Genomic DNA, 18161 nt, shown 5'->3' on the forward strand with positions numbered 1-18161 from the left:
CCGATCCTCCACACAGGCGCCGCCCCCGAAGGGCGTGCGCCTGTTGTGGTTTCGCCGCGTCCGGTCAAGCCTCACCGACGTCCGGGGACAGCGTCGCCGCGGCTTCGAGGAGCATCCAGCCGCCCACCTGGACCGACATGTCCCGTTCCGGCGCGTCTCCCGGCAACGGCCACGGTGCCGGGCGGTCCCAGTAGGCGCTGAACAACGGCCCCTCGGGAGTCTCGGCGGCGCCGGACCAGCACGCCGACGCCGACTGGAGTACCAGCGACCGCGCCACCTCAGCCTCCGGGCCGGGCAGCGCACGAGCCGCTGACGCCAGGTACCGGGCCAGGATCGCCGCGAAGAGCCCGCCGTCTCCGCCGCTCTGGCCGCGGATCACCCCGCCGGGTGCGCAATGCTCCGCGACCGCCCGCACGGTCCGGACCGCATTGTCCACTTCGGACAACTCCAGGCACGCACCCAGGTAAACCCCTTGGCAGTACGTGTAAATGTGCTTCACCAGCTCGCCCGTCGACGCCCGGATCCCGTCCCAGACCAAGCCGGACGACGGATCGACCAAAGTGGACGTCATCCACGAAGTCATCTCACGAGCGCGCGAGAGATTGCCGGACCGGGCGTGGAAGATCGCCGCCGGGCCGTTGGCCGGGGCGTTCTTGAAGTCGTCGCCGCGACGCCACCAGATCCCGCCGCCCGCCGCCGGCGTCCAGCCTGACAGCAGTTGCGCGTAAATCGACGCCAGAGCCGGGCCCACGTCGATTCCCAGGGACGAAACCCGTTGCAGCGCAAGGCCGAGCCATGCGATGTCGTCGTAGTAGTCGTTGGTCCAGCGGCCGAAGTTGCGCAGCCGTACCGATCGGACGAACGCGCGGATCAAGGCCAGGCGCGAACCCGAAGGCGCGCGTAGCTGGGCGTCGACCAGCGTGTCCAGCAGGTGCGCCTGCCACCAGTAGTTCCAGTGCCAGTGCAGCCGTTGATCGACCGCCGCCGGCCAGCGGCTGCGGCCCAGGACCGTGCCGGGCAGGGCCCACACCCGGCGCAGGTGCCGCGAAGTCACCGCGTGTTCCGCGGCCGAGACGTCCATGACGCAATCGTGCCTTGCCCATCCACATACCGCTCGGTATGTTCGGTGGTCATGACGACCGCCCACGTCACCTGCCCGCTGTGCGAAGCCACCTGCGGACTGGAAGTGACGCTCGACGCGAACCACCAGGTCACGCGCGTCCAAGGTGACGACAAGGACGTCTTCTCGAAGGGCTACATCTGCCCCAAGGGCGCGTCGCTCGGCGCACTGCACCACGACCCCGACCGGCTGACCGCGCCGCTGCTCAAGCGCGACGGCGAGTTCGTCGAGGTCAGCTGGCAGGAGGCGTACGACGAGATCGCCCGGCGGCTTCCGCCGATCGTCGACGAGCACGGCCGCGACGCCGTCGCCGTCTACGCGGGCAACCCCGGCGTGCACAACATCGCGCTGACACTCTACGGCCGCGTGCTCTACAAAGCCCTGGGCACCAAGAACTTCTACAGCGCGACGTCCGTCGACCAAATGCCGAAGCACTACTCCGCCGGCACCATGTTCGGCGACCCGCTCGCCATCCCGGTGCCCGACCTCGACCGGACGAAGCACCTGCTGATCCTCGGCGCCAACCCGCTCGTCTCGAACGGCAGCCTGATGACCGCGCCGGACATCCGCGGGCGGCTGCGCGGGATCCGCGACCGCGGCGGCAAGATCGTCGTCGTCGACCCGCGCCGCACGCGCACCGCGCAGTTCGCCGACGAGCACCACGCCATCCGGCCCGGCACGGACGCGCTTCTGTTGTTCGCGCTGGTCAACGTCCTGTTCACGGAGAACCGCGCCGACCCGGGGCGGCTCGCGGAACACCTCAACGGCCTCGACGACGTCCGCGCGCTGGCCGAGCCGTTCACGCCGGAGGCCGTCGCGCCGCGCACCGGCATCGACGCCGCCGAGATCCGCCGGATGGCCCTCGAACTGGCCGACGCGGAAAACGCCGTGGTCTACGGCCGGATCGGCACGACGACCCAGGCGTTCGGCACCATCGCTAGCTGGCTGGTCGACGTCCTCAACGTGCTGACCGGCCACCTCGACGCGCCGGGCGGCGCGATGTTCCCGCTGGCCGCCTGCCAGCCCACCGGGAACCGGCGGCCGTTCGCCGTCGGGCGCTGGCGCAGCCGCGTGCGCGGTCTCCCCGAGGTCGTCGGCGAGCTGCCGGTCGCGACGCTCGCCGACGAGATCGAAACCCCCGGCGAGGGCCAGGTCCGCGCGCTGATCACGGTCAGCGGAAACCCGTGCCTGAGCACGCCGAACGCCGGACGGCTGGCCGCGGCGCTGGAAGACCTCGACTTCATGATCTCGCTCGACGTCTACCTCAACGAGACGTCGCGCCACGCCGACGTCATCCTGCCCGGCCCGTCGCCGCTCGAGCGCCCGCACTTCGACCTGGCGTTCTACCAGCTTTCGGTCCGCAACGTCGCGAACTGGACGCCCGCGACGCTCCCCTCGAAGCTGCCGCAGGAGTGGGAGACCATGCTCCGGCTCGCCGGCATCGTCGCCGGCCAGGGCCCGGAAGCCGACGTCGCGGCGCTCGACGGCTTCGTCGCCGCGGAGACCGCGCGCCGCAACGGGCTCGACGTCGCCGTCGCCGGGGACCGCACCGGGCCCGCGCGCCTGGTCGACCTGCTGCTGCGCGCCGGCCCCTACGACGTCACGCTGGCCGACCTCGAGGCCGCGCCGCACGGGATGGACTTCGGGCCGCTGCGGCCGCGGATCCCGGAGGTGCTGTGCACGGCGTCCGGGCGGATCGAGCTGGCGCCCGAACCGGTGGTCACCGACGTTCCGCGGTTGCGGGAAGAACTTGCGAAAAACGCGGAACCCGGTCTCGTGCTGATCGGGCGGCGGCACCTGAGCTCGAACAACTCGTGGATGCACAACCTCGCACCGCTGATCCGCGGCGGCAACCGGTGCACCGTGCAGGTCCACCCCGCCGACGCGACGCGCCTGGGCCTCACCGACGGCGGGCTCGCGTCGGTGACGTCCCGCGCCGGAAAACTGCAGGTCCCGGTGGAGGTGACCGACGAGGTCCGCCCCGGCGTCGTGAGCATCCCGCACGGCTGGGGCCACGACGTGGACGGCTCGCGGACGCGGGTGGCGCGCGCGAACCCCGGCGTCAACTCGAACCTCGTCGCCGACGAGACCCTGCTGGACGTTCCGTCCGGAACGTCGGTCTTGAACGGGATTCCGGTCGAGGTCGCCCCCGCCTGACGCTTGACACCGGTGTGGGTGCTGCCGCATTCTCGGCTCGGATGTTGACGTAAACATCGATCTTCCCCGCGCGCCCCTCGGACATCGGAGTTCGTATGAAGCGCTTTGGTACCCGCATCTGGCTGCGCGCCGCGATGGCCGCCGCACTCGCCGTCCCCCTGCTCGCCGTCCCGCAGAGCGCGTCCGCGGCGACCAACGCGTTCCGCGGCGTCAACTGGGCGGACGCGCGCGACAACTACGTGGACGGGTGGGTGATCCCGACCGGTCTCACGGCCGGCGACAGCTACGACACGGTCCGCACCAAGGCGGACGGCATCATCACCGGCTTCCAGCAGAAGCTGGGCGCGAACACCGTGCGGCTGCCGATCAACCCCCAGAGCGTCAACTCGGACTGGTGGGGGCGGTACAAGGGCGCCGCCGACTCGGCGCTGGCCCACGGCATGAAGGTCATCTTCGGCTACTGGGAAGCGAACAAGGACGGCTTCGTCGACGACACGGCCGCGTGGAACACCATGTGGGACAAGGTCACCAGCGACTACGGCGGCAACGGCAGCGTCTACTTCGAACCGATGAACGAGCCGTTCGGCTACAGCCTGAACGACTGGGTTTCGCTCTGCTCGTCGTGGCTGTCCCGGCACTCGAACATCCCGCGCGGCCGGGTGCTGATCAGCGGCACCGGCTACAACGACAACGTGACGGGCGTCGGCGCGGCCAGCGCGTTGGACGGCACGCTGCTTTCGCTGCACTTCTACGGCTACTGGGCCTCGGACACGACGCGCTCGGCGTGGACGACCAACCTCAGCAACCGGCTCGGGTCGTACTCCTCCCGCACGATCATCGACGAGGCCGGCGCCCCGATGACGACCGGGCTGGACTACTCCGCCGGGCACCAGGACGGCAACAACTTCACGGCCTACTTCGCGGCCACCACCGACCTGGCGAGGTCCCGGCAGATGGGCGTCGTCTACTGGCCCGGCCTGCGGTCCGGGGACACGTACTCGATCACGCGGCAGAGCGGGAGCGGCCTGGAGACGAACAACGCGTCGGGCGTGGTCCAGCTGCGCTGGGGCTGGGGTCTGTAGGGGCTACCAGGCGCGGCCGAGGTCGGCGTGCTGCCGGATCCAGGCGTGCATGACGATCCCGGCCGCGACCCCCGCGTTGATCGAGCGGGTCGTGCCGAACTGGGCGATCGACACGACGAGGGACGCCGCCGCCTGCGCTTCCCCGGAGAGCCCCGGCCCTTCCTGGCCGAAGAGCAGGACGCATTCGCGCGGGATCTCGGCCGTCTCGACCGGCCGGGACCCGGGCGTGTTGTCCACCGCGACGACGGCGAGGCCGTGGTCCGCGGCGTACCGGGTCAGGCTTCCGACGTCGTCGTGGTGACGCAGGTGCTGGTAGCGGTCGGTCACCATGGCGCCCCGCCGGTTCCAGCGACGGCGGCCGACGATGTGCACCTCGGCGGCGGCGAACGCGTTGGCCGTGCGGACCACGGTGCCGATGTTGTGGTCGTGCTGGAAGTTCTCGATCGCGACGTGGAACGGGTGCCGCCGGCTGTCCACATCGGACACGATGGCCTCGCGGCGCCAGTAGCGGTAGGCGTCGACGACGTTGCGCCGGTCGCCTTCCCGCAGCAGCTCCGGGTCGTAGCGGTCGTCGTCCGGCCAGTCCCCCGGCCAGGGACCGACGCCGACCTCTTCGCGGCTCACCCACTCGGTGGGGCCGGGGACTGTGCTCACCCGTCGATTGTCGCCTAGCTGAGGTGGACCGGGCGCGCGTGGGTTTCCTGGGCGTCGTGACGGTGGCGCCAGCGGTGGTAAACGCCGACGTAGGAGTAGGCGACGAGCACGATCGCGATGATGCCGATCGCCGGCAGCCACGAGTGCGGGAACACGGTGCCGTAGAGGTAGTAGGAGTTGAAGCCGCCGGGCAGGTCACCGAGGCCCTGCTGGTGCCGGAAGTAGTTCTCCAGCGCGGTGAGCGGGCACGGCACGGGCGTCACGTTGACGAGGACGCCCCAGGCCGCGGCGAAGACGTGGACGAAGATCAGCTTCGGCCAGCGCCAGGCGAGGAAACCACCCAAGCCGATGAGCAGCAGGGCCAGAATGTGCACCGCGACGGTCACGTCGGCCAGGAACTTCGCCATCCGCACCCCCTCCACCGATCCCCCTACCAGCGACTTTACTCCGCTGATCGGAGACGGCCGCCCTCAAGAGTGCCCCGCCGTGTGATTTTTAACCCAGCGGAGCAACCTGTTCACCTGGGCGGTGACGGAGGGGTCACACCGGGTGGAGCGGCCGCAACGCCCCGGCGACGCGTCAGTCCAGGCCGAGGTCGTCCTTGCCGAGGACGTACCGGTACTCCAGGCCTTCCTTCTCGATGGCCTCCCGCGCCCCGGTGTCGCGGTCGACCACCGTGGCTACACCCACCACGTTCGCGCCCGCCTCGCGCAGGGCCTCCACCGCCGTCAGGACGCTGCCGCCGGTCGTGGACGTGTCCTCGACCGCCAGGACGCGCTGGCCGCGGACCTCCATGCCCTCGATGCGCCGCTGCATGCCGTGTTCCTTGACCGCCTTGCGGACCACGAACGCGTCCAGCACCACGCCGTCGGAAGCCGCCGAGTGCAGCATCGCCAGCGCCACCGGGTCCGCTCCGAGGGTCAGGCCGCCTGCCGCGACGTAGTCCCAGTCCGCCGTCAGCTGGCGCAGCAGCTTGCCGATCAGCGGGGCGGCCGCGTGGTGCAGCGTCGCCCGCCGGAGGTCGATGTAGTAGTCGGCTTCCTTGCCGGATGCCAGGGTCACTTTTCCGTGCACCACGGAAAGATCGGTGACCAGCCTGGCCAGTTCGAGTTTCGCCGCTTGATCCAACCCGGGGTTCGCCACGGCGGTGAGTCTTACACACGCGCCCGCTCACTCACCGATGGATGTGGCGTCGACCGCACGCCCGCGCGTCGCCGCCCAGGCCGGGACCAGGATCGCCACCAGCGACAGGACCACGGCGATCGCGAGCACCGCCAGGTAGATCGTCACCGGGCCCGACGGGAGCGGCGATCCGCTCACGACCAGGCAGAACGGCACGATCGCGCCCGCCGCCACCAGCGTTCCGAGCAGCACCGCGATCGCCGCGATCAGGCCGCCTTCGACGCCGGCCATGCGCAGCACCTGGCCGCGGGTGAAGCCGCTCAGCCGCTGCAGCCCGAACTCGCGGCGCCGCCTGGCCGTCGCCATCACCAGCGTGTTCACCACCGAGATCACCGTGTACGCGATGATCATCCCGACCAGCAGGTAGTTGACCCAAGCGCCGATCTCGTCACCCTTCGCGTGCGCCGCGATCAACACCTCACGATCGCCGACGGACACCGGCAACCCTGCCGTCACTGAGCGAAGACGCGAAGTCAGCGAAGCCGTGTCGACGCCGGGAGCGGCGCGGACCAGCAGCTGCGGTGCGAGCCCGAGCGTCGTGTGCGGGGCCAGCAGCCCGGCGGGCAGCACGAGCCGTTCGAACCCGGGACGCTGGCTCACGACGGCGGCCACCCGCACCTCCACCGGTGTGCCGTCGCCGAGCCGCAGCGACAGCGTGTCGCCGACGTTGCGGCCGAGCTTCGCGGGCACCTCGACGGCGTTCCCCGTCAGCTCGCTGACGCCGAGCGCCGGCCAGCCGTCCTTGTCCTGGTTCGAGTCGAACGGCTTCTCGACGAACACCGTGCTCGCGACGTATTCCGAGGCACCCGCGACACCGGGGACGGCGGCAACCCGCTCCCGCACCGAGGGATCGAGCCCGGACGGCCCGGCCACGACCGCGTCCGCCCGCAGGTCCTCGGTGTACGCCTGGTTCGAGACGGCTTCCTGGGTGGTCTGCAGGTAGATGTTGGCCGTCGCGATGCCGACGGCGAGCATGATCGGGGTGACCGCGCCGGCCGCCCGCACGGCGCCGACGCGGGTGTTGCGCAGCGCCACCCGGCCGTTGACGCCGGTGATCGCCTGGACCGGCCACCGCAGCAGCGATGCCGTCACCTTCGTGACGCCCGGGCTGATCGCCGCCAGGCCGAACGCCCACAACATCACCGCCGGGCCGGCCGTGCTGGCCGCGACCGGGCCGGTCATCACGGCGACCGTGACGATGGCCAGCGCCGTCCCGCCCGCGAAGCACAGGATCGCGGTGATCACCCGGATCGGCGTCAGCCAGCGCCGCTCGACGGCGGCCTCGGCGAGCGCCTCGGTCGGGCGGACCCGCGAAACACGACGTCCCGCCACGAAGGAAGCCGCCACGACCGCCAGCAGGGACGTGCCCGCGGCGACCGTCGCCGGCAGCCAGCCCTGCTCGAACCGCAGCACGTCGGGCACGACGTGGTGGGCCGCGAGCTGGTCGAACAGCCAGTTCCCGAGCACCGGGCCCAGTGCGACCGCGGCACCGACGGCGAGCAGCCCGACGACGAGTGCCTCGCCCAGCACCATGCGCCGCAGCTGGCGCGGGCTCGTGCCGATCGCGCGCAGCAGCGCGAGTTCGCGCTGGCGCTGCTGGGTCGACAGCGTGAGCGTGCCCGCGACGACGAACAGCAGCACCATCGCCGACAGCCCGCCCGAAACGGCGGCCAGCACGATCAGGTCCTCGCCGCTCTTGCCGACCTCGGGGAACTCCAGGCCACCGCGGTCGACGCCGGTCGTCACGACCCCGGCGTCCCCGACGGCCGCCGACACCGCGGCGACGTCGCCGCCGAAGACGCCGATGGTGTCGAAGCGTCCCGGGTGGCCGGACAGCCGCGAAGCGTCCGAAGGCGCGAAGAAGAGCGCGGGATCCCGCATGGCCTGCGGTGCCTCGGCGATCCCCGAGACGCGGTACTGGCCGATGCCGCCGTGCGCCGCGACGGGCAACGTGGTGCCGACGGCGATCCCCAGCCCGGCGTCGACGACGACCTCGCCCGGCTGCGGAGCCCGGCCGCTGAGCGTGTACGGCGTCAGCACCGCGGAATCCCAGGCGTGCCCGAGCGCGCTCGCGGAGCCGGCTTGCGCCGGGAAGCTGACCTCGCCGACGACGCGCGTGACGCCGGGAACCGCGCGCAGGCGGTCGGCCAGCGCCGCGTCGAGCCGGACGCGCTCGGGCAGGGTCGCGTTCTCGAACTTGTGCTTGTCCCCGGGATCGAGGGTGGCCGGGTCGTCCTCCGGCAGCTTGAGCGTCTGCTGTCCGCCGACGACGATCGGCGCCGCGGCCAGCCGCTGCACCGGCGTCTCGGACCGGATGCCGGTCTCCATCAGGCCACCGCACGCCGAGACGATCAGCGCGCCGAAGAAAACGGCGACGAACGTCGCCAGGAAGCCGCCTTTGCGCAGGCGGAGCGTGCGAAGTGCGAGCTTGAACATCACGCCGCCACCCGGCCCCACGCGCCCAGGTGGGTCATCCGTTCGGCGACGGCTTCCGCGGTCGGCCGGGCCAGCCGCCCGGCGATGCGGCCGTCGGCCAGGAACACGACGTCGTCGGCGTAGGACGCGGCGACCGGGTCGTGCGTCACCATGATCACCGTCTGGCCCGACGACCGGACGGACTCGCGCAGCAGGCCGAGGACCTCGGCGGCGGTGCGGGTGTCGAGCGCGCCGGTCGGCTCGTCGGCGAACAGCACGGCCGGGCTGGTGACCAGGGCCCGCGCGATCGCGACGCGCTGCTGCTGTCCGCCGGACAGCTGCCCGGGCAGGTGCTTGCGGCGCCCGTCGAGACCGACGTGCGCGAGGATCCGCGCCACCAGCCGCTTGTCCGGGCGCTTCCCGGCCAGCTGCAGCGGCAGCACGACGTTCTGCTCGACCGTCAGCGCCGGCAGCAGGTTGAACGCCTGGAACACGAACCCGACGCGGTCGCGCCGAAGCTTGGTCAGGAAGGTCTCGTTCTTGCCGTCGAGGTCCTGGCCGTCGAGCACGACCCGGCCCGACGTCGGCCGGTCGAGACCGGCCGCGCAGTGCAGGAACGTGCTCTTGCCCGAGCCGGACGGCCCCATCACCGCGGTGAAGCCGCCGCGCGGGAACGAGATCGAAACCCCGTCCAGCGCGGCCACTCCGCCGTACTCCTTGCGCACGGCCTCGAGCCGAACCGCCTCATTCGTCATGGGGAAAACGCTATGGGCGCAGCCCTTCCCGCACCCTGGTGCGCACGCGCGTCTTCCCGGTGGGGACAGCCCTACCGCGTCAGGTGCGGCCCTTGCCGCCGAAGCCGCCGCTGACCCGGCGCAGCACCGCGCGCGGCAGCAGGCCGCCGATCGCGACGACGGCCTTGTACTGCAGGCTCGGCACGGAGATCACCTTGCCGCGGCGGAGGTCCGCGAGCGCCTCGTTGACCACCTGTTCGACACCCAACCAGGCGATTTTCGGGCCCGGTTTGCCGATGCCGGCCCGTTCGTGGAACTCGGTCGCCGTGAAACCGGGGCAGAGTGCCATCATCCGGACACCCTTCGGCAGCGACGCGGCGATGCCTTCGGTGAACGACGTGACCCAGTTCTTGCTCGCCGTATACGTCGAACCGCGGCCGCTGAAGAAGCCCGCCACGCTGCTGACCTGGATGATTTCGCCGTGGCCGCGCTCGATCATGCCGGGCAGCACGGCCCGGGTGAGCCGCAGAACCGCGGTGACGTTGACGTCGAGCTGGCGCTGCAACGCGTCCGGCGGAATCGTCCAGAAATCGCCGTTCAACCCGAACCCGGCATTGTTCACCAGCAGGTCGACCGGCCCGGCCGCGAGCCGCTCCTCGACCGCCGCTCGTCCGTCCACTTCGGACAGATCGGCGGGCAGCACCTCGACGGCGACACCGTGCTTTTCGCGCAGCTCAGCGGCATACGCCTCCAGTCGCGCGGTGTCGCGGGCGACGAGCACCAAGTCGTATTTCTCGGCGGCGAGCGTGCGGGCGAACTGTGCGCCGATTCCCGCGGTGGCTCCGGTTATGAGGGCGGTGGTGGTCATGTGGGTGAACCATACTCGCTGGTCAGGGCCGGATGTGCGCGGTGATTCGCCGGGAAGTATCGTCCGGCGCATGGGTAAGCACACTAGGCGCAAAAGCGGCTACCTGCCCAAAGTCGCCGCGGGCGCGGCACCCGTCGCGCTCCTTTTCGCGGCGCCCGCGACCGCCCTCGCAACCCCGGCCGAACTGACCCTGCCGCTCGACCACCGGGAGGACAGCACGTTCGGACGCGACGTCTCGACGTCGGGTCAGGACGGTTCGTCGGTCGTGCGCGAGACCCTGACCGCGACCCGCCACGACTTCCTCGCGAAGGACGTCGCCGGCGCGGTTCTCACCAACGACTTCGCCGAGTCCGCGACCACCCGCCGCGAGGAGCGGCAGACGGAGACGGCGGCCGGGTCACGGGAAAGCGAGTCGCTCACCCGCACCGGCCGGCACACCTTGCGGCTCGGCGACGTCCGCGCGGTCACCGCGAACAACCAGCGGCTCGGCCAAGGTGGTTCGCACGACCTGTCGCTCTCGCCCCTCGCCGGCGGCGCCGAGCGCCGGATCGGCGTCGGCGAAGGCAGCACCCACGGTGTCTGGCCGGCCGACGGCGTCGACGTGCTGAGCCAGAACGCGGAACAGCTCGACACCGGCCTCCACGGCAGTTTCGCCGGTGACCTCCAGGGCGCGCTGTCGGCTCGCCGGTCGTCCGGCCAGGCGGTCGACCTCGGCGGCCTGGGCGCGGTCGGCACGACGTCCGAGCAGCACGCGACCGGCCAGCTCACCGGCGTCCTCGACCTGGACCAGCAGCACGAGCTGGGTGGTCAGCTCGGCCCGGCCTGGGGCTGGACGGAGACGAGCCAGTCCCTCGGCCCGGCCGGCCCGGCCGGTTCGATCCGCGGCGACCTCGGCGTGGACCACGTGGTCCACGCCGAAGGCACCACGACGACGGTCCGCGGCACGCTCGACCGGTCGGGGTCGCTCAGCGCGCTCGACCGGCCGGTGCTCCGCTTCTAGCTCTCGCTCGGCTTCGGCGGCGCGTCCGCGGGCGGCTGCTGGACCGGCGTCCCGGCCGCCGGGGTGCCCGGGGCGGCGGCTTCGGAGGGGACGGGGGTCTCGGCCGGGATCGGCGCGCTCGCCTGGTGGCGACCGGCGTCGTACTCCTCGTCGAACGGGTCGACGATGTCCGCGATCTCGCCCAGATCCCTGAGCAGCCGCTCGAGCCGCGACGGCCCCGCGGTCGGGACGACGCTGGCGAGCACCCACTCGTTCTCCAGCCAGGCCACGCCGACGTCGCCGCCGAGCTGGTCCGCGGCGTCGACGAGCTCCTGGGTGATCACGACGCGGGCGCCGTCGGCGTCGTCCGCGAAGGCGTAGCGGGCGCCGATCGGGCCCAGCATCTCGGGCATGTCGGCGCGCTGGAACGGCACGCTGGACAGCCACATCTCGATCGGGATCCGGTGCTTCTTGTTGCAGCGCACGGCGACCACGACCGCGGGGATCTGGCCCTCGGTCTCGATGTCGAAGATGAACACCGGACGGCGGCCGTCGGAGGTGAAGGTCGAGCCCGCGACGACGTTGACGGCGGCGTCCGCGCCGAAGTAGCCGATCGCGCCGCCGGTCCACTGCTGCGGCAGCCGCTCGTCCTCTTCGACGAACTGCCAGCCGCGCAACTGTGCCCAGCGCATTCGCTCGCGGTTGCGCGAGCCCTCCTTCGCCCGGTCGGCCGCGAGCAGCCCCAGCCCCGCCACCAGGGCGACGGCCGCGATGACGAACCAGATCCACGCCGGAATACCCACGACCGCCAGGGTATCGCCTGTTACGCCGGAGGGATGATCGCCGGTCCCCGTGTCGCCACCCCCATTTGAACCATTTCCCGGGCCCCCGGGTCGACAAATCGCCACTGTGGACACCCGCGAAAGCCGTGAAGGCCCCCTTCCCGGCCATAAGAGCCGGGAAGGAGGCCTTCACGGACTTCGGTCAGGCGCGGGTGACGGTCAGGGAGTCACCGGCTTCCAGGGCCGGGATGTCGACGCGCACCGTGTCGCCGTCCCGGATCTCGCCCGACAGCAGCTCCTTCGCCAGCTTGTCGCCGATCGCCGACTGGACCAGCCGCCGCAGCGGCCGGGCGCCGTAGATCGGGTCGAAGCCGTTCAGCGCGAGCCACTCGCGGGCGCCGTCGGTGACCTCCAGGTGCAGCCGGCGCTGGGCCAGCCGCTTGGCGAGCCGCGCCACCTGGATGTCCACAATGGACGTCAGCTGCTCGGTGCCGAGCGAGTGGAACACGACGATGTCGTCGAGCCGGTTGAGGAACTCCGGCTTGAACTGCCGCTGCACCGTCTCGAGCACCGCGTCCCGCCGCTGCCGCTCGTCGAGCCCCGGGTCGGCGATGGCCTGCGAGCCGAGGTTCGAGGTCAGGATCAGGATGGTGTTCCGGAAGTCCACCGTCCGGCCCTGCCCGTCGGTCAGCCGCCCGTCGTCGAGGACCTGCAGCAGCACGTCGAAGACGTCCGGGTGGGCCTTCTCGACCTCGTCCAGCAGCACCACCGAGTACGGGCGGCGCCGCACGGCCTCGGTCAGCTGGCCGCCCTGGTCGTAGCCGACGTACCCGGGCGGGGCACCGACCAGGCGCGCCACCGAGTGCTTCTCGGCGTACTCGCTCATGTCGATGCGCTGCATCGCGCGCTCGTCGTCGAACAGGAACTCGGCGAGGGCCTTGGCCAGCTCGGTCTTGCCGACGCCGGTGGGCCCGAGGAACAGGAACGAACCGGTCGGCCGGTCGGGGTCGGCGACGCCGGCCCGGCTGCGGCGGACGGCGTCCGCCACGACCTGCACGGCCTCGGCCTGCCCGATGACCCGCCGGGTCAGCTCCTCCTCCATCCGGAGCAGCTTGCCGGTCTCGCCCTCCAGCAGCCGTCCCGCCGGGATGCCGGTCCACGCGCTGACCACGTCCGCGACGTCGTCCGCGCCGACCTCTTCCTTGAGCATGACGTTCTGCTGGCTGGCCTCGCTCGCCGCGGTGGCCGCTTCGAACTCCTTCTCCAGCGCGGGGATCCGGCCGTAGCGCAGCTCGGCGGCCTTGCCGAGGTCGCCGTCGCGCTCGGCGCGTTCGGACTCGCCGCGCAGCTGCTCGAGCTGTTCCTTGAGCTCGCGGACGCGCTCGATGGAGCCCTTTTCGTTCTGCCAGCGCGCGGTCAGCGCCGTCAGCGTCTCGCGCTTCTCGGCGAGTTCGGCGCGCAACGCGGCGAGCCGCTCCTTGGAGGCGGAGTCCTCCTCCTTGGCGAGCGCCATCTCCTCGATCTCCATGCGCCGCACGGCGCGCTCGACCTCGTCGATCTCCACCGGCCGCGAGTCGATCTCCATGCGCAGCTTGGACGCGGCCTCGTCGACCAGGTCGATGGCCTTGTCCGGCAGGAAGCGCGCGGTGATGTAGCGGTCGGACAGCGTCGCGGCGGCGACCAGCGCGGCGTCCGTGATCCGGACACCGTGGTGCACCTCGTAGCGTTCCTTCAGCCCGCGCAGGATCGCGATCGTGTCCTCAGGGGACGGCTCGCCGACGAGCACCTGCTGGAAGCGCCGCTCGAGGGCGGCGTCCTTCTCGATGTGCTGGCGGTACTCGTCGAGCGTGGTCGCGCCGACCATCCGCAGCTCGCCGCGGGCGAGCATCGGCTTGATCATGTTGCCCGCGTCCATCGCGCCGCCCTCGCCGGTCGCGCCGGCGCCGACGATGGTGTGCAGCTCGTCGATGAAGGTGATGACCTCGCCCGCGGAGTCGGTGATCTCCTTGAGCACGGCCTTCAGCCGCTCTTCGAACTCGCCGCGGTACTTCGCGCCGGCCACCATCGACCCCAGGTCGAGAGCGACGACGCGCTTGCCGCGCAGCGACTCCGGCACGTCGCCGGCGACGATGCGCTGGGCCAGCCCTTCGACGATGGCCGTCTTGCCGACGCCCGGCTCGCCGATCAGGACCGGGTTGTTCTTCGTGCGCCGCGACAGCACCTGCACGACGCGGCGGATCTCGGTGTCCCGGCCGATGACCGGGTCGAGCTCGCCGGCGCGGGCGCGCGAGGTGAGGTCCACGCCGTACTTCTCGAGCGCCTTGAACGTGCTCTCGGGGTCGGGGCTGGTGATCCGGGCGGAGCCGCGGACCTTGGCGAACGCCTCCTGCAGCGCGTCCGGCGTCGCACCGTGGCGCTTGAGCAGGTCGGCGACCTGGCCGCCCTCGGTCGCGAGCCCGACGAGCAAGTGCTCGGTCGAGACGTACTCGTCGCCCAGCTCGGTGGCGAGCTTCTGCGCGCGCGTCAGCGACTTGACGGCGAACGCGTCGAACTGCGGGCTCGACACGGTCGCGCCGGTCGCGGACGGCAGGGCCGCGATGAGCGGCTCGAGTTCCTTGTGCACCACCTCCGGGTCGGCCCCGACCGCGGTCAGCAGCGGCGCGGTGAGCCCCTCACCCTGCGCCAGCAGGGCGCCCAGCAGGTGGGCGGCCGAAACGTGCGGGTTGCCGGCCATCGTGGCCGCCTGCGCCGCCGACGAGATCGCCTGCTGGGTCTTCGTGGTCGGGTTGAAAGCGTCCATCCCTCACCTCATGCTCGGTACTGCGAAAAGTCCTGGTGACAGGCCTGACCGTGACCTGACACTATCTCTAACGCACGAAAACTTGAGTCTGTTCCGCTCAACTCTGTCCGGGGGCGACCGCGCTCGCCGGCAGCCGGGTACCCAACGTCCCGAGCCCCGCCACGGCGAGGCCGGCACACGCTCCCACCAGCACCCAGGGTAACCAGTCCGCGACCGAGAACAGCGAGACCACGACGGGTGCGATCACCTGCGCCACGGTGAACGCGTACTGGTACGCAGCGAGATAACGGCCGCGGGCGACCGGAGGTGCCGCGGCCTCGGCCAGCGCCCCCGACCGCGGCCCGAACACCAGGTCGCCGGCGGCGAACACCAGCGTCGAGGCCAGCAGGTACGCCACGCGCCAGTCGCCGGGCACGACCAGCACGCCCAGGCTGACCAGGCACCAGGCGGCGAACAACGCCGAGCCCACCCGCATCGCGGCGATCCGGTTCAGCCCGGCGGTGAGCCGCAGCGCGAGCGTGCCGCCGACGCTGGTCACCACGGTCAGCAGCGCGACGATCGCACCCGGCAGCCAGGCCGGGCCGTGCAGCCGGTCGAGGACGAACACCGGCGTCCCGATCAGGAAGAAGTCGAGCGAAAGCCCGAAGAGGCCGCTGAAGAGGATCAACGCGAGGTACGGCCGGTCGCGCAGCACCCGGACCGACGGCGTGCAGGCCTGCCGGTGCGGCCGCGCGAGCTGGACGAAGGCGGCGAGGACCGACGCGGCCAGGAAGAACGTCGCGGCGTCGACGGCGAGCGCGATGCGGTAGCCGTCGGTGCCGAGCCACGTCAGGACCGCTCCCGCCGCGAGCCCGCCGAGGCCGAAGCAGCCGGCCCGCACCATCCCCACCTCGGCGAACGGCCGGTCCTTCGGGACGTCGCCCGCGACGTCGGCGATGAGCACGAACAGGGAGCTGTAGAAGAGCTGCTGGCCGGCGGCGAGCAGGACCGCCGCGGCCACCACCGGGCCGGGGCCGTCGGCGATGAGGTAGGCGCCGGCGCCGGCGGCCTGCAGCAACTGGGCGACGATCACCACGGCACGCGGCCCGATGCTGTCCACCATCCGCCCGGCCAGCGGCGGCACGACGAGTCCGCCGACCGCACCGAGGGTGACGGCGGTACCCGCCATCGCCAGCGGCACCCCGACCACCTGCGTCACGTAGACCAGCGCCAACGGGAGGAACAAACCTGAGCCGAAGTTGTCGATCCCCAACGCGCACAGCAGTGCGACCCGGCTACGCGTCACCCACCGACGTTAGCTCTGACGAATGGCCCCAAGTCAGGACCGAACGGACACTTTCCCCAGGGGAAAAAGCCACTTCCGGTATGCCTCTTCGCCGTGGTGTCACTTGGTCGTGTCAGCCAGGACGGCGGCGTTGCCGAGCGCCCGGCGGAGGTCGGCGTTCATCTCCGCGAGCCGCGCGGTGAGGTCGGTGACGCGCTCGTCGTCCCAGCCGCCGAGCGCCTTCTCCATGAACTCGAGGTAGCCGGCGCGCCAGCGGGCGAGCTCGGCCCGGCCCTTCTCCGACACGCTCACCAAGGAGGCACGGCCGTCTTCGGGCGCGGGACGGCGGTCGACGAGCCCGGCGGCGGAGAGCTGGGTGATCTGCCTGCTCACGACCGACAGGTCGACGAACCGGCGTTTCGCGAGCTCGGACGGCCGCGCCTCGCCGTTCTTCAGCAGGTCCGAAAGCAGCATCGCGGCCGCCGGGTGCAATCCGGGCTCGCTCTGCCAGGTCTGCATGATCCAGGCGTGCTGCAGCTGGGAAGCGGTCTTCAGCTCGCGCATGAGCTCGACCCGGACGTCGTCGTCGGTGTCGTCGAAGCTCATTGGCACCTCCCTTAGTTGTGCAATACAAGTTTATGACCGGACACTTGCTGAGGACAACCATCGGCCCGGTGAGGTCGCCCACGCCGTGACCGGGACGGATACACCCGGTCGGAGCAACAATGCGGGCAAAAGGCTGCCCGGCCGCTACCCTGCGGACGGGCCGTGCGAGCGGCACGTTCGAGTGACGAGGTGAAAGCAGTGGCGATGGACCCAGGAGGCGGCGGTGAGCGGAAGAGCCGTCGCCGTGCCCCGGCCGGCGGTGCGTGACGGGGTGCCGCCGCTCAACCGACCCGTGAACACCGGCCCATGACAGCCGACCAGGTCAGCCCGCTCCCCAGGTCTTCGGCGCCGCGCGAAGCTCCCGCGGCCGTCACGGCGATGGTCCGGCTCATCCGGGACAGCTGGGCCAAGTCCGAGCCGTACATCGCCGACATCTCGCAGTTCTTCTACGGGATGCTGTTCACCCTCGCCCCGACCACGCGCGACTTCTTCCCGATCAACATGGAGATCCAGCGCGGCAGGCTGGTGCGCGCGCTCGTGCACATCGTGCAGATGGTGGACCGGCCCGACGACCTCGCGCCGTTCCTGCGCCAGCTGGGCCGCGACCACCGCAAGTTCGGCGTCGTGCCCCGCCACTACGAAGCGGTCGGTACCGCGCTGCTGGCGTCCCTCAAGAACCACCTCGGCCCGGAGTGGACGCCCGAGGTCGAACGGGCCTGGGCCGAGGCGTTCACCATCGCCGCGCGGGCCATGCAGGACGCCGCCGCGGCCGACACGAACCCGCCGTCGTGGTCGGCCACCGTGGTCGAGCACCGGCGGCTGACCTGGGACCTGGCACTGGTCCGCGTGCTGCCCGACCAGCCGGTGCCCTACCACCCCGGCCAGTACGTGAGCGTCGAAGTCCCGCAGCGGCCGCGGCTGTGGCGGTACCTCTCGCCGGCCAACGCGCCGCGCGAGGACGGCGGCATCGAGTTCCACGTCCGGGCGATCGACGGCGGCTGGGTCTCGCGCGCCATCGTCAGCCACACCCAGCCCGGCGACGTCTGGCGGCTCGGCCCGCCGCTGGGCCGGATGGCGGTCGACCGGGAGTCGTCGCGAGGCGTGCTGATGGTCGCGGGCGGCACGGGCATCACGCCGCTGCGGGCGATCCTCGACCACCTCGCGCTGTGGGGGGAGAACCCGAAGACGCGGCTGTTCTACGGCGGCCCGACCCGCGAGGACCTCTACGACCTCGACGAGCTGCGCGCACTCGCGGCCGTCAACCCCTGGCTGGCCATCACGCCGGTGGTGGAGCGCGGCGGCGACGTCCCCGGGTTCGAGCAGGGCACGCTGGCCGACGCCGTGACGCGGTACGGCTCGTGGCCCGGCCACGACATCCTCGTGTCCGGCTCGCCGGCGATGATCCGCGCGACGGTGTCGCGCATGCTGGTCGCGGGCAGCGCGCTGGACCAGATCCAGTACGACCCGTTCACGATCGACTAGCCACCGTCGGCAGGTGGCAATCCGCCGTCCGGTGAA

General features: G+C 71.5%; 15 protein-coding genes. 4 read left to right on the top strand and 11 right to left on the bottom strand.

Annotated elements, in window-relative coordinates:
• Positions 1-64 precede the first annotated feature (64 nt).
• Complete coding sequence (locus AB0G28_RS05600) at positions 65-1081, bottom strand: glycoside hydrolase family 76 protein (RefSeq protein WP_361083280.1); 1017 nt, start codon at positions 1079-1081, stop codon at positions 65-67.
• A 51-nt stretch (positions 1082-1132) separates the two neighbouring features.
• Between AB0G28_RS05600 and AB0G28_RS05605 the strand changes: the two genes are divergently transcribed.
• Entirely contained in the window at positions 1133-3277 is a 2145-nt protein-coding gene (locus AB0G28_RS05605) for a molybdopterin-dependent oxidoreductase (RefSeq protein ID WP_361083281.1), read from the top strand.
• 95 nt (positions 3278-3372) lie between these two features.
• Positions 3373-4359: a cellulase family glycosylhydrolase gene (locus AB0G28_RS05610; RefSeq protein WP_361083282.1), complete on the top strand. Its 987-nt coding sequence runs from the start codon at positions 3373-3375 to the stop codon at positions 4357-4359.
• A 3-nt stretch (positions 4360-4362) separates the two neighbouring features.
• Here the strand turns inward: AB0G28_RS05610 and AB0G28_RS05615 are convergent, their stop codons facing one another.
• The 6 genes from AB0G28_RS05615 to AB0G28_RS05640 form a co-directional block, all read right to left on the bottom strand.
• Positions 4363-5013: an RNA methyltransferase gene (locus tag AB0G28_RS05615; protein WP_361083284.1), complete on the bottom strand. Its 651-nt coding sequence runs from the start codon at positions 5011-5013 to the stop codon at positions 4363-4365.
• A 14-nt stretch (positions 5014-5027) separates the two neighbouring features.
• Positions 5028-5420, bottom strand: a complete 393-nt coding sequence (locus AB0G28_RS05620) for a DUF2784 domain-containing protein (protein ID WP_361083286.1) — start codon at positions 5418-5420, stop codon at positions 5028-5030.
• 172 nt (positions 5421-5592) lie between these two features.
• Entirely contained in the window at positions 5593-6156 is a 564-nt protein-coding gene (gene pyrE / locus AB0G28_RS05625) for an orotate phosphoribosyltransferase (protein ID WP_361083288.1), read from the bottom strand.
• 27 nt (positions 6157-6183) lie between these two features.
• A complete protein-coding gene (locus AB0G28_RS05630) occupies positions 6184-8631 on the bottom strand; it encodes an ABC transporter permease (RefSeq protein WP_361084114.1) in 2448 nt (815 codons plus the stop codon).
• Complete coding sequence (locus AB0G28_RS05635; RefSeq protein WP_361083290.1) at positions 8631-9365, bottom strand: ABC transporter ATP-binding protein; 735 nt, start codon at positions 9363-9365, stop codon at positions 8631-8633. Before AB0G28_RS05635 ends, AB0G28_RS05630 begins: the two co-directional genes overlap by 1 nt.
• A 79-nt stretch (positions 9366-9444) precedes the next feature.
• Positions 9445-10212: an SDR family oxidoreductase gene (locus tag AB0G28_RS05640; protein ID WP_361083292.1), complete on the bottom strand. Its 768-nt coding sequence runs from the start codon at positions 10210-10212 to the stop codon at positions 9445-9447.
• A gap of 70 nt (positions 10213-10282) precedes the next feature.
• On the opposite strand from AB0G28_RS05640, the gene AB0G28_RS05645 reads away from it, so the two are divergent.
• Entirely contained in the window at positions 10283-11212 is a 930-nt protein-coding gene (locus tag AB0G28_RS05645) for a hypothetical protein (protein ID WP_361083294.1), read from the top strand.
• Here the strand turns inward: AB0G28_RS05645 and AB0G28_RS05650 are convergent.
• From AB0G28_RS05650 to AB0G28_RS05665, 4 genes are all read right to left on the bottom strand, one after another.
• Complete coding sequence (locus AB0G28_RS05650; RefSeq protein ID WP_361083296.1) at positions 11209-11994, bottom strand: hypothetical protein; 786 nt, start codon at positions 11992-11994, stop codon at positions 11209-11211. The genes AB0G28_RS05645 and AB0G28_RS05650 overlap by 4 nt on opposite strands.
• A gap of 181 nt (positions 11995-12175) precedes the next feature.
• Positions 12176-14773, bottom strand: a complete 2598-nt coding sequence (gene clpB / locus AB0G28_RS05655) for an ATP-dependent chaperone ClpB (protein ID WP_361083298.1) — start codon at positions 14771-14773, stop codon at positions 12176-12178.
• A gap of 97 nt (positions 14774-14870) precedes the next feature.
• The gene (locus AB0G28_RS05660) at positions 14871-16058 is read right to left on the bottom strand and encodes an MFS transporter (RefSeq protein WP_361083300.1); all 1188 of its coding nucleotides are present in this window, start codon (positions 16056-16058) and stop codon (positions 14871-14873) included.
• Between the two features lie 99 nt (positions 16059-16157).
• A complete protein-coding gene (locus AB0G28_RS05665) occupies positions 16158-16643 on the bottom strand; it encodes a MarR family winged helix-turn-helix transcriptional regulator (RefSeq protein ID WP_361083302.1) in 486 nt (161 codons plus the stop codon).
• A 306-nt stretch (positions 16644-16949) separates the two neighbouring features.
• On the opposite strand from AB0G28_RS05665, the gene AB0G28_RS05670 reads away from it, so the two are divergent.
• On the top strand, positions 16950-18125 hold the full coding sequence (locus AB0G28_RS05670; RefSeq protein WP_361083303.1) for a globin domain-containing protein: 1176 nt from the start codon (positions 16950-16952) through the stop codon (positions 18123-18125).
• Positions 18126-18161: the final 36 nt, after the last annotated feature.

This window comes from Amycolatopsis sp. NPDC021455 (assembly GCF_040640995.1).
In the GTDB taxonomy this organism is placed as follows: Bacteria; Actinomycetota; Actinomycetes; order Mycobacteriales; family Pseudonocardiaceae; genus Amycolatopsis.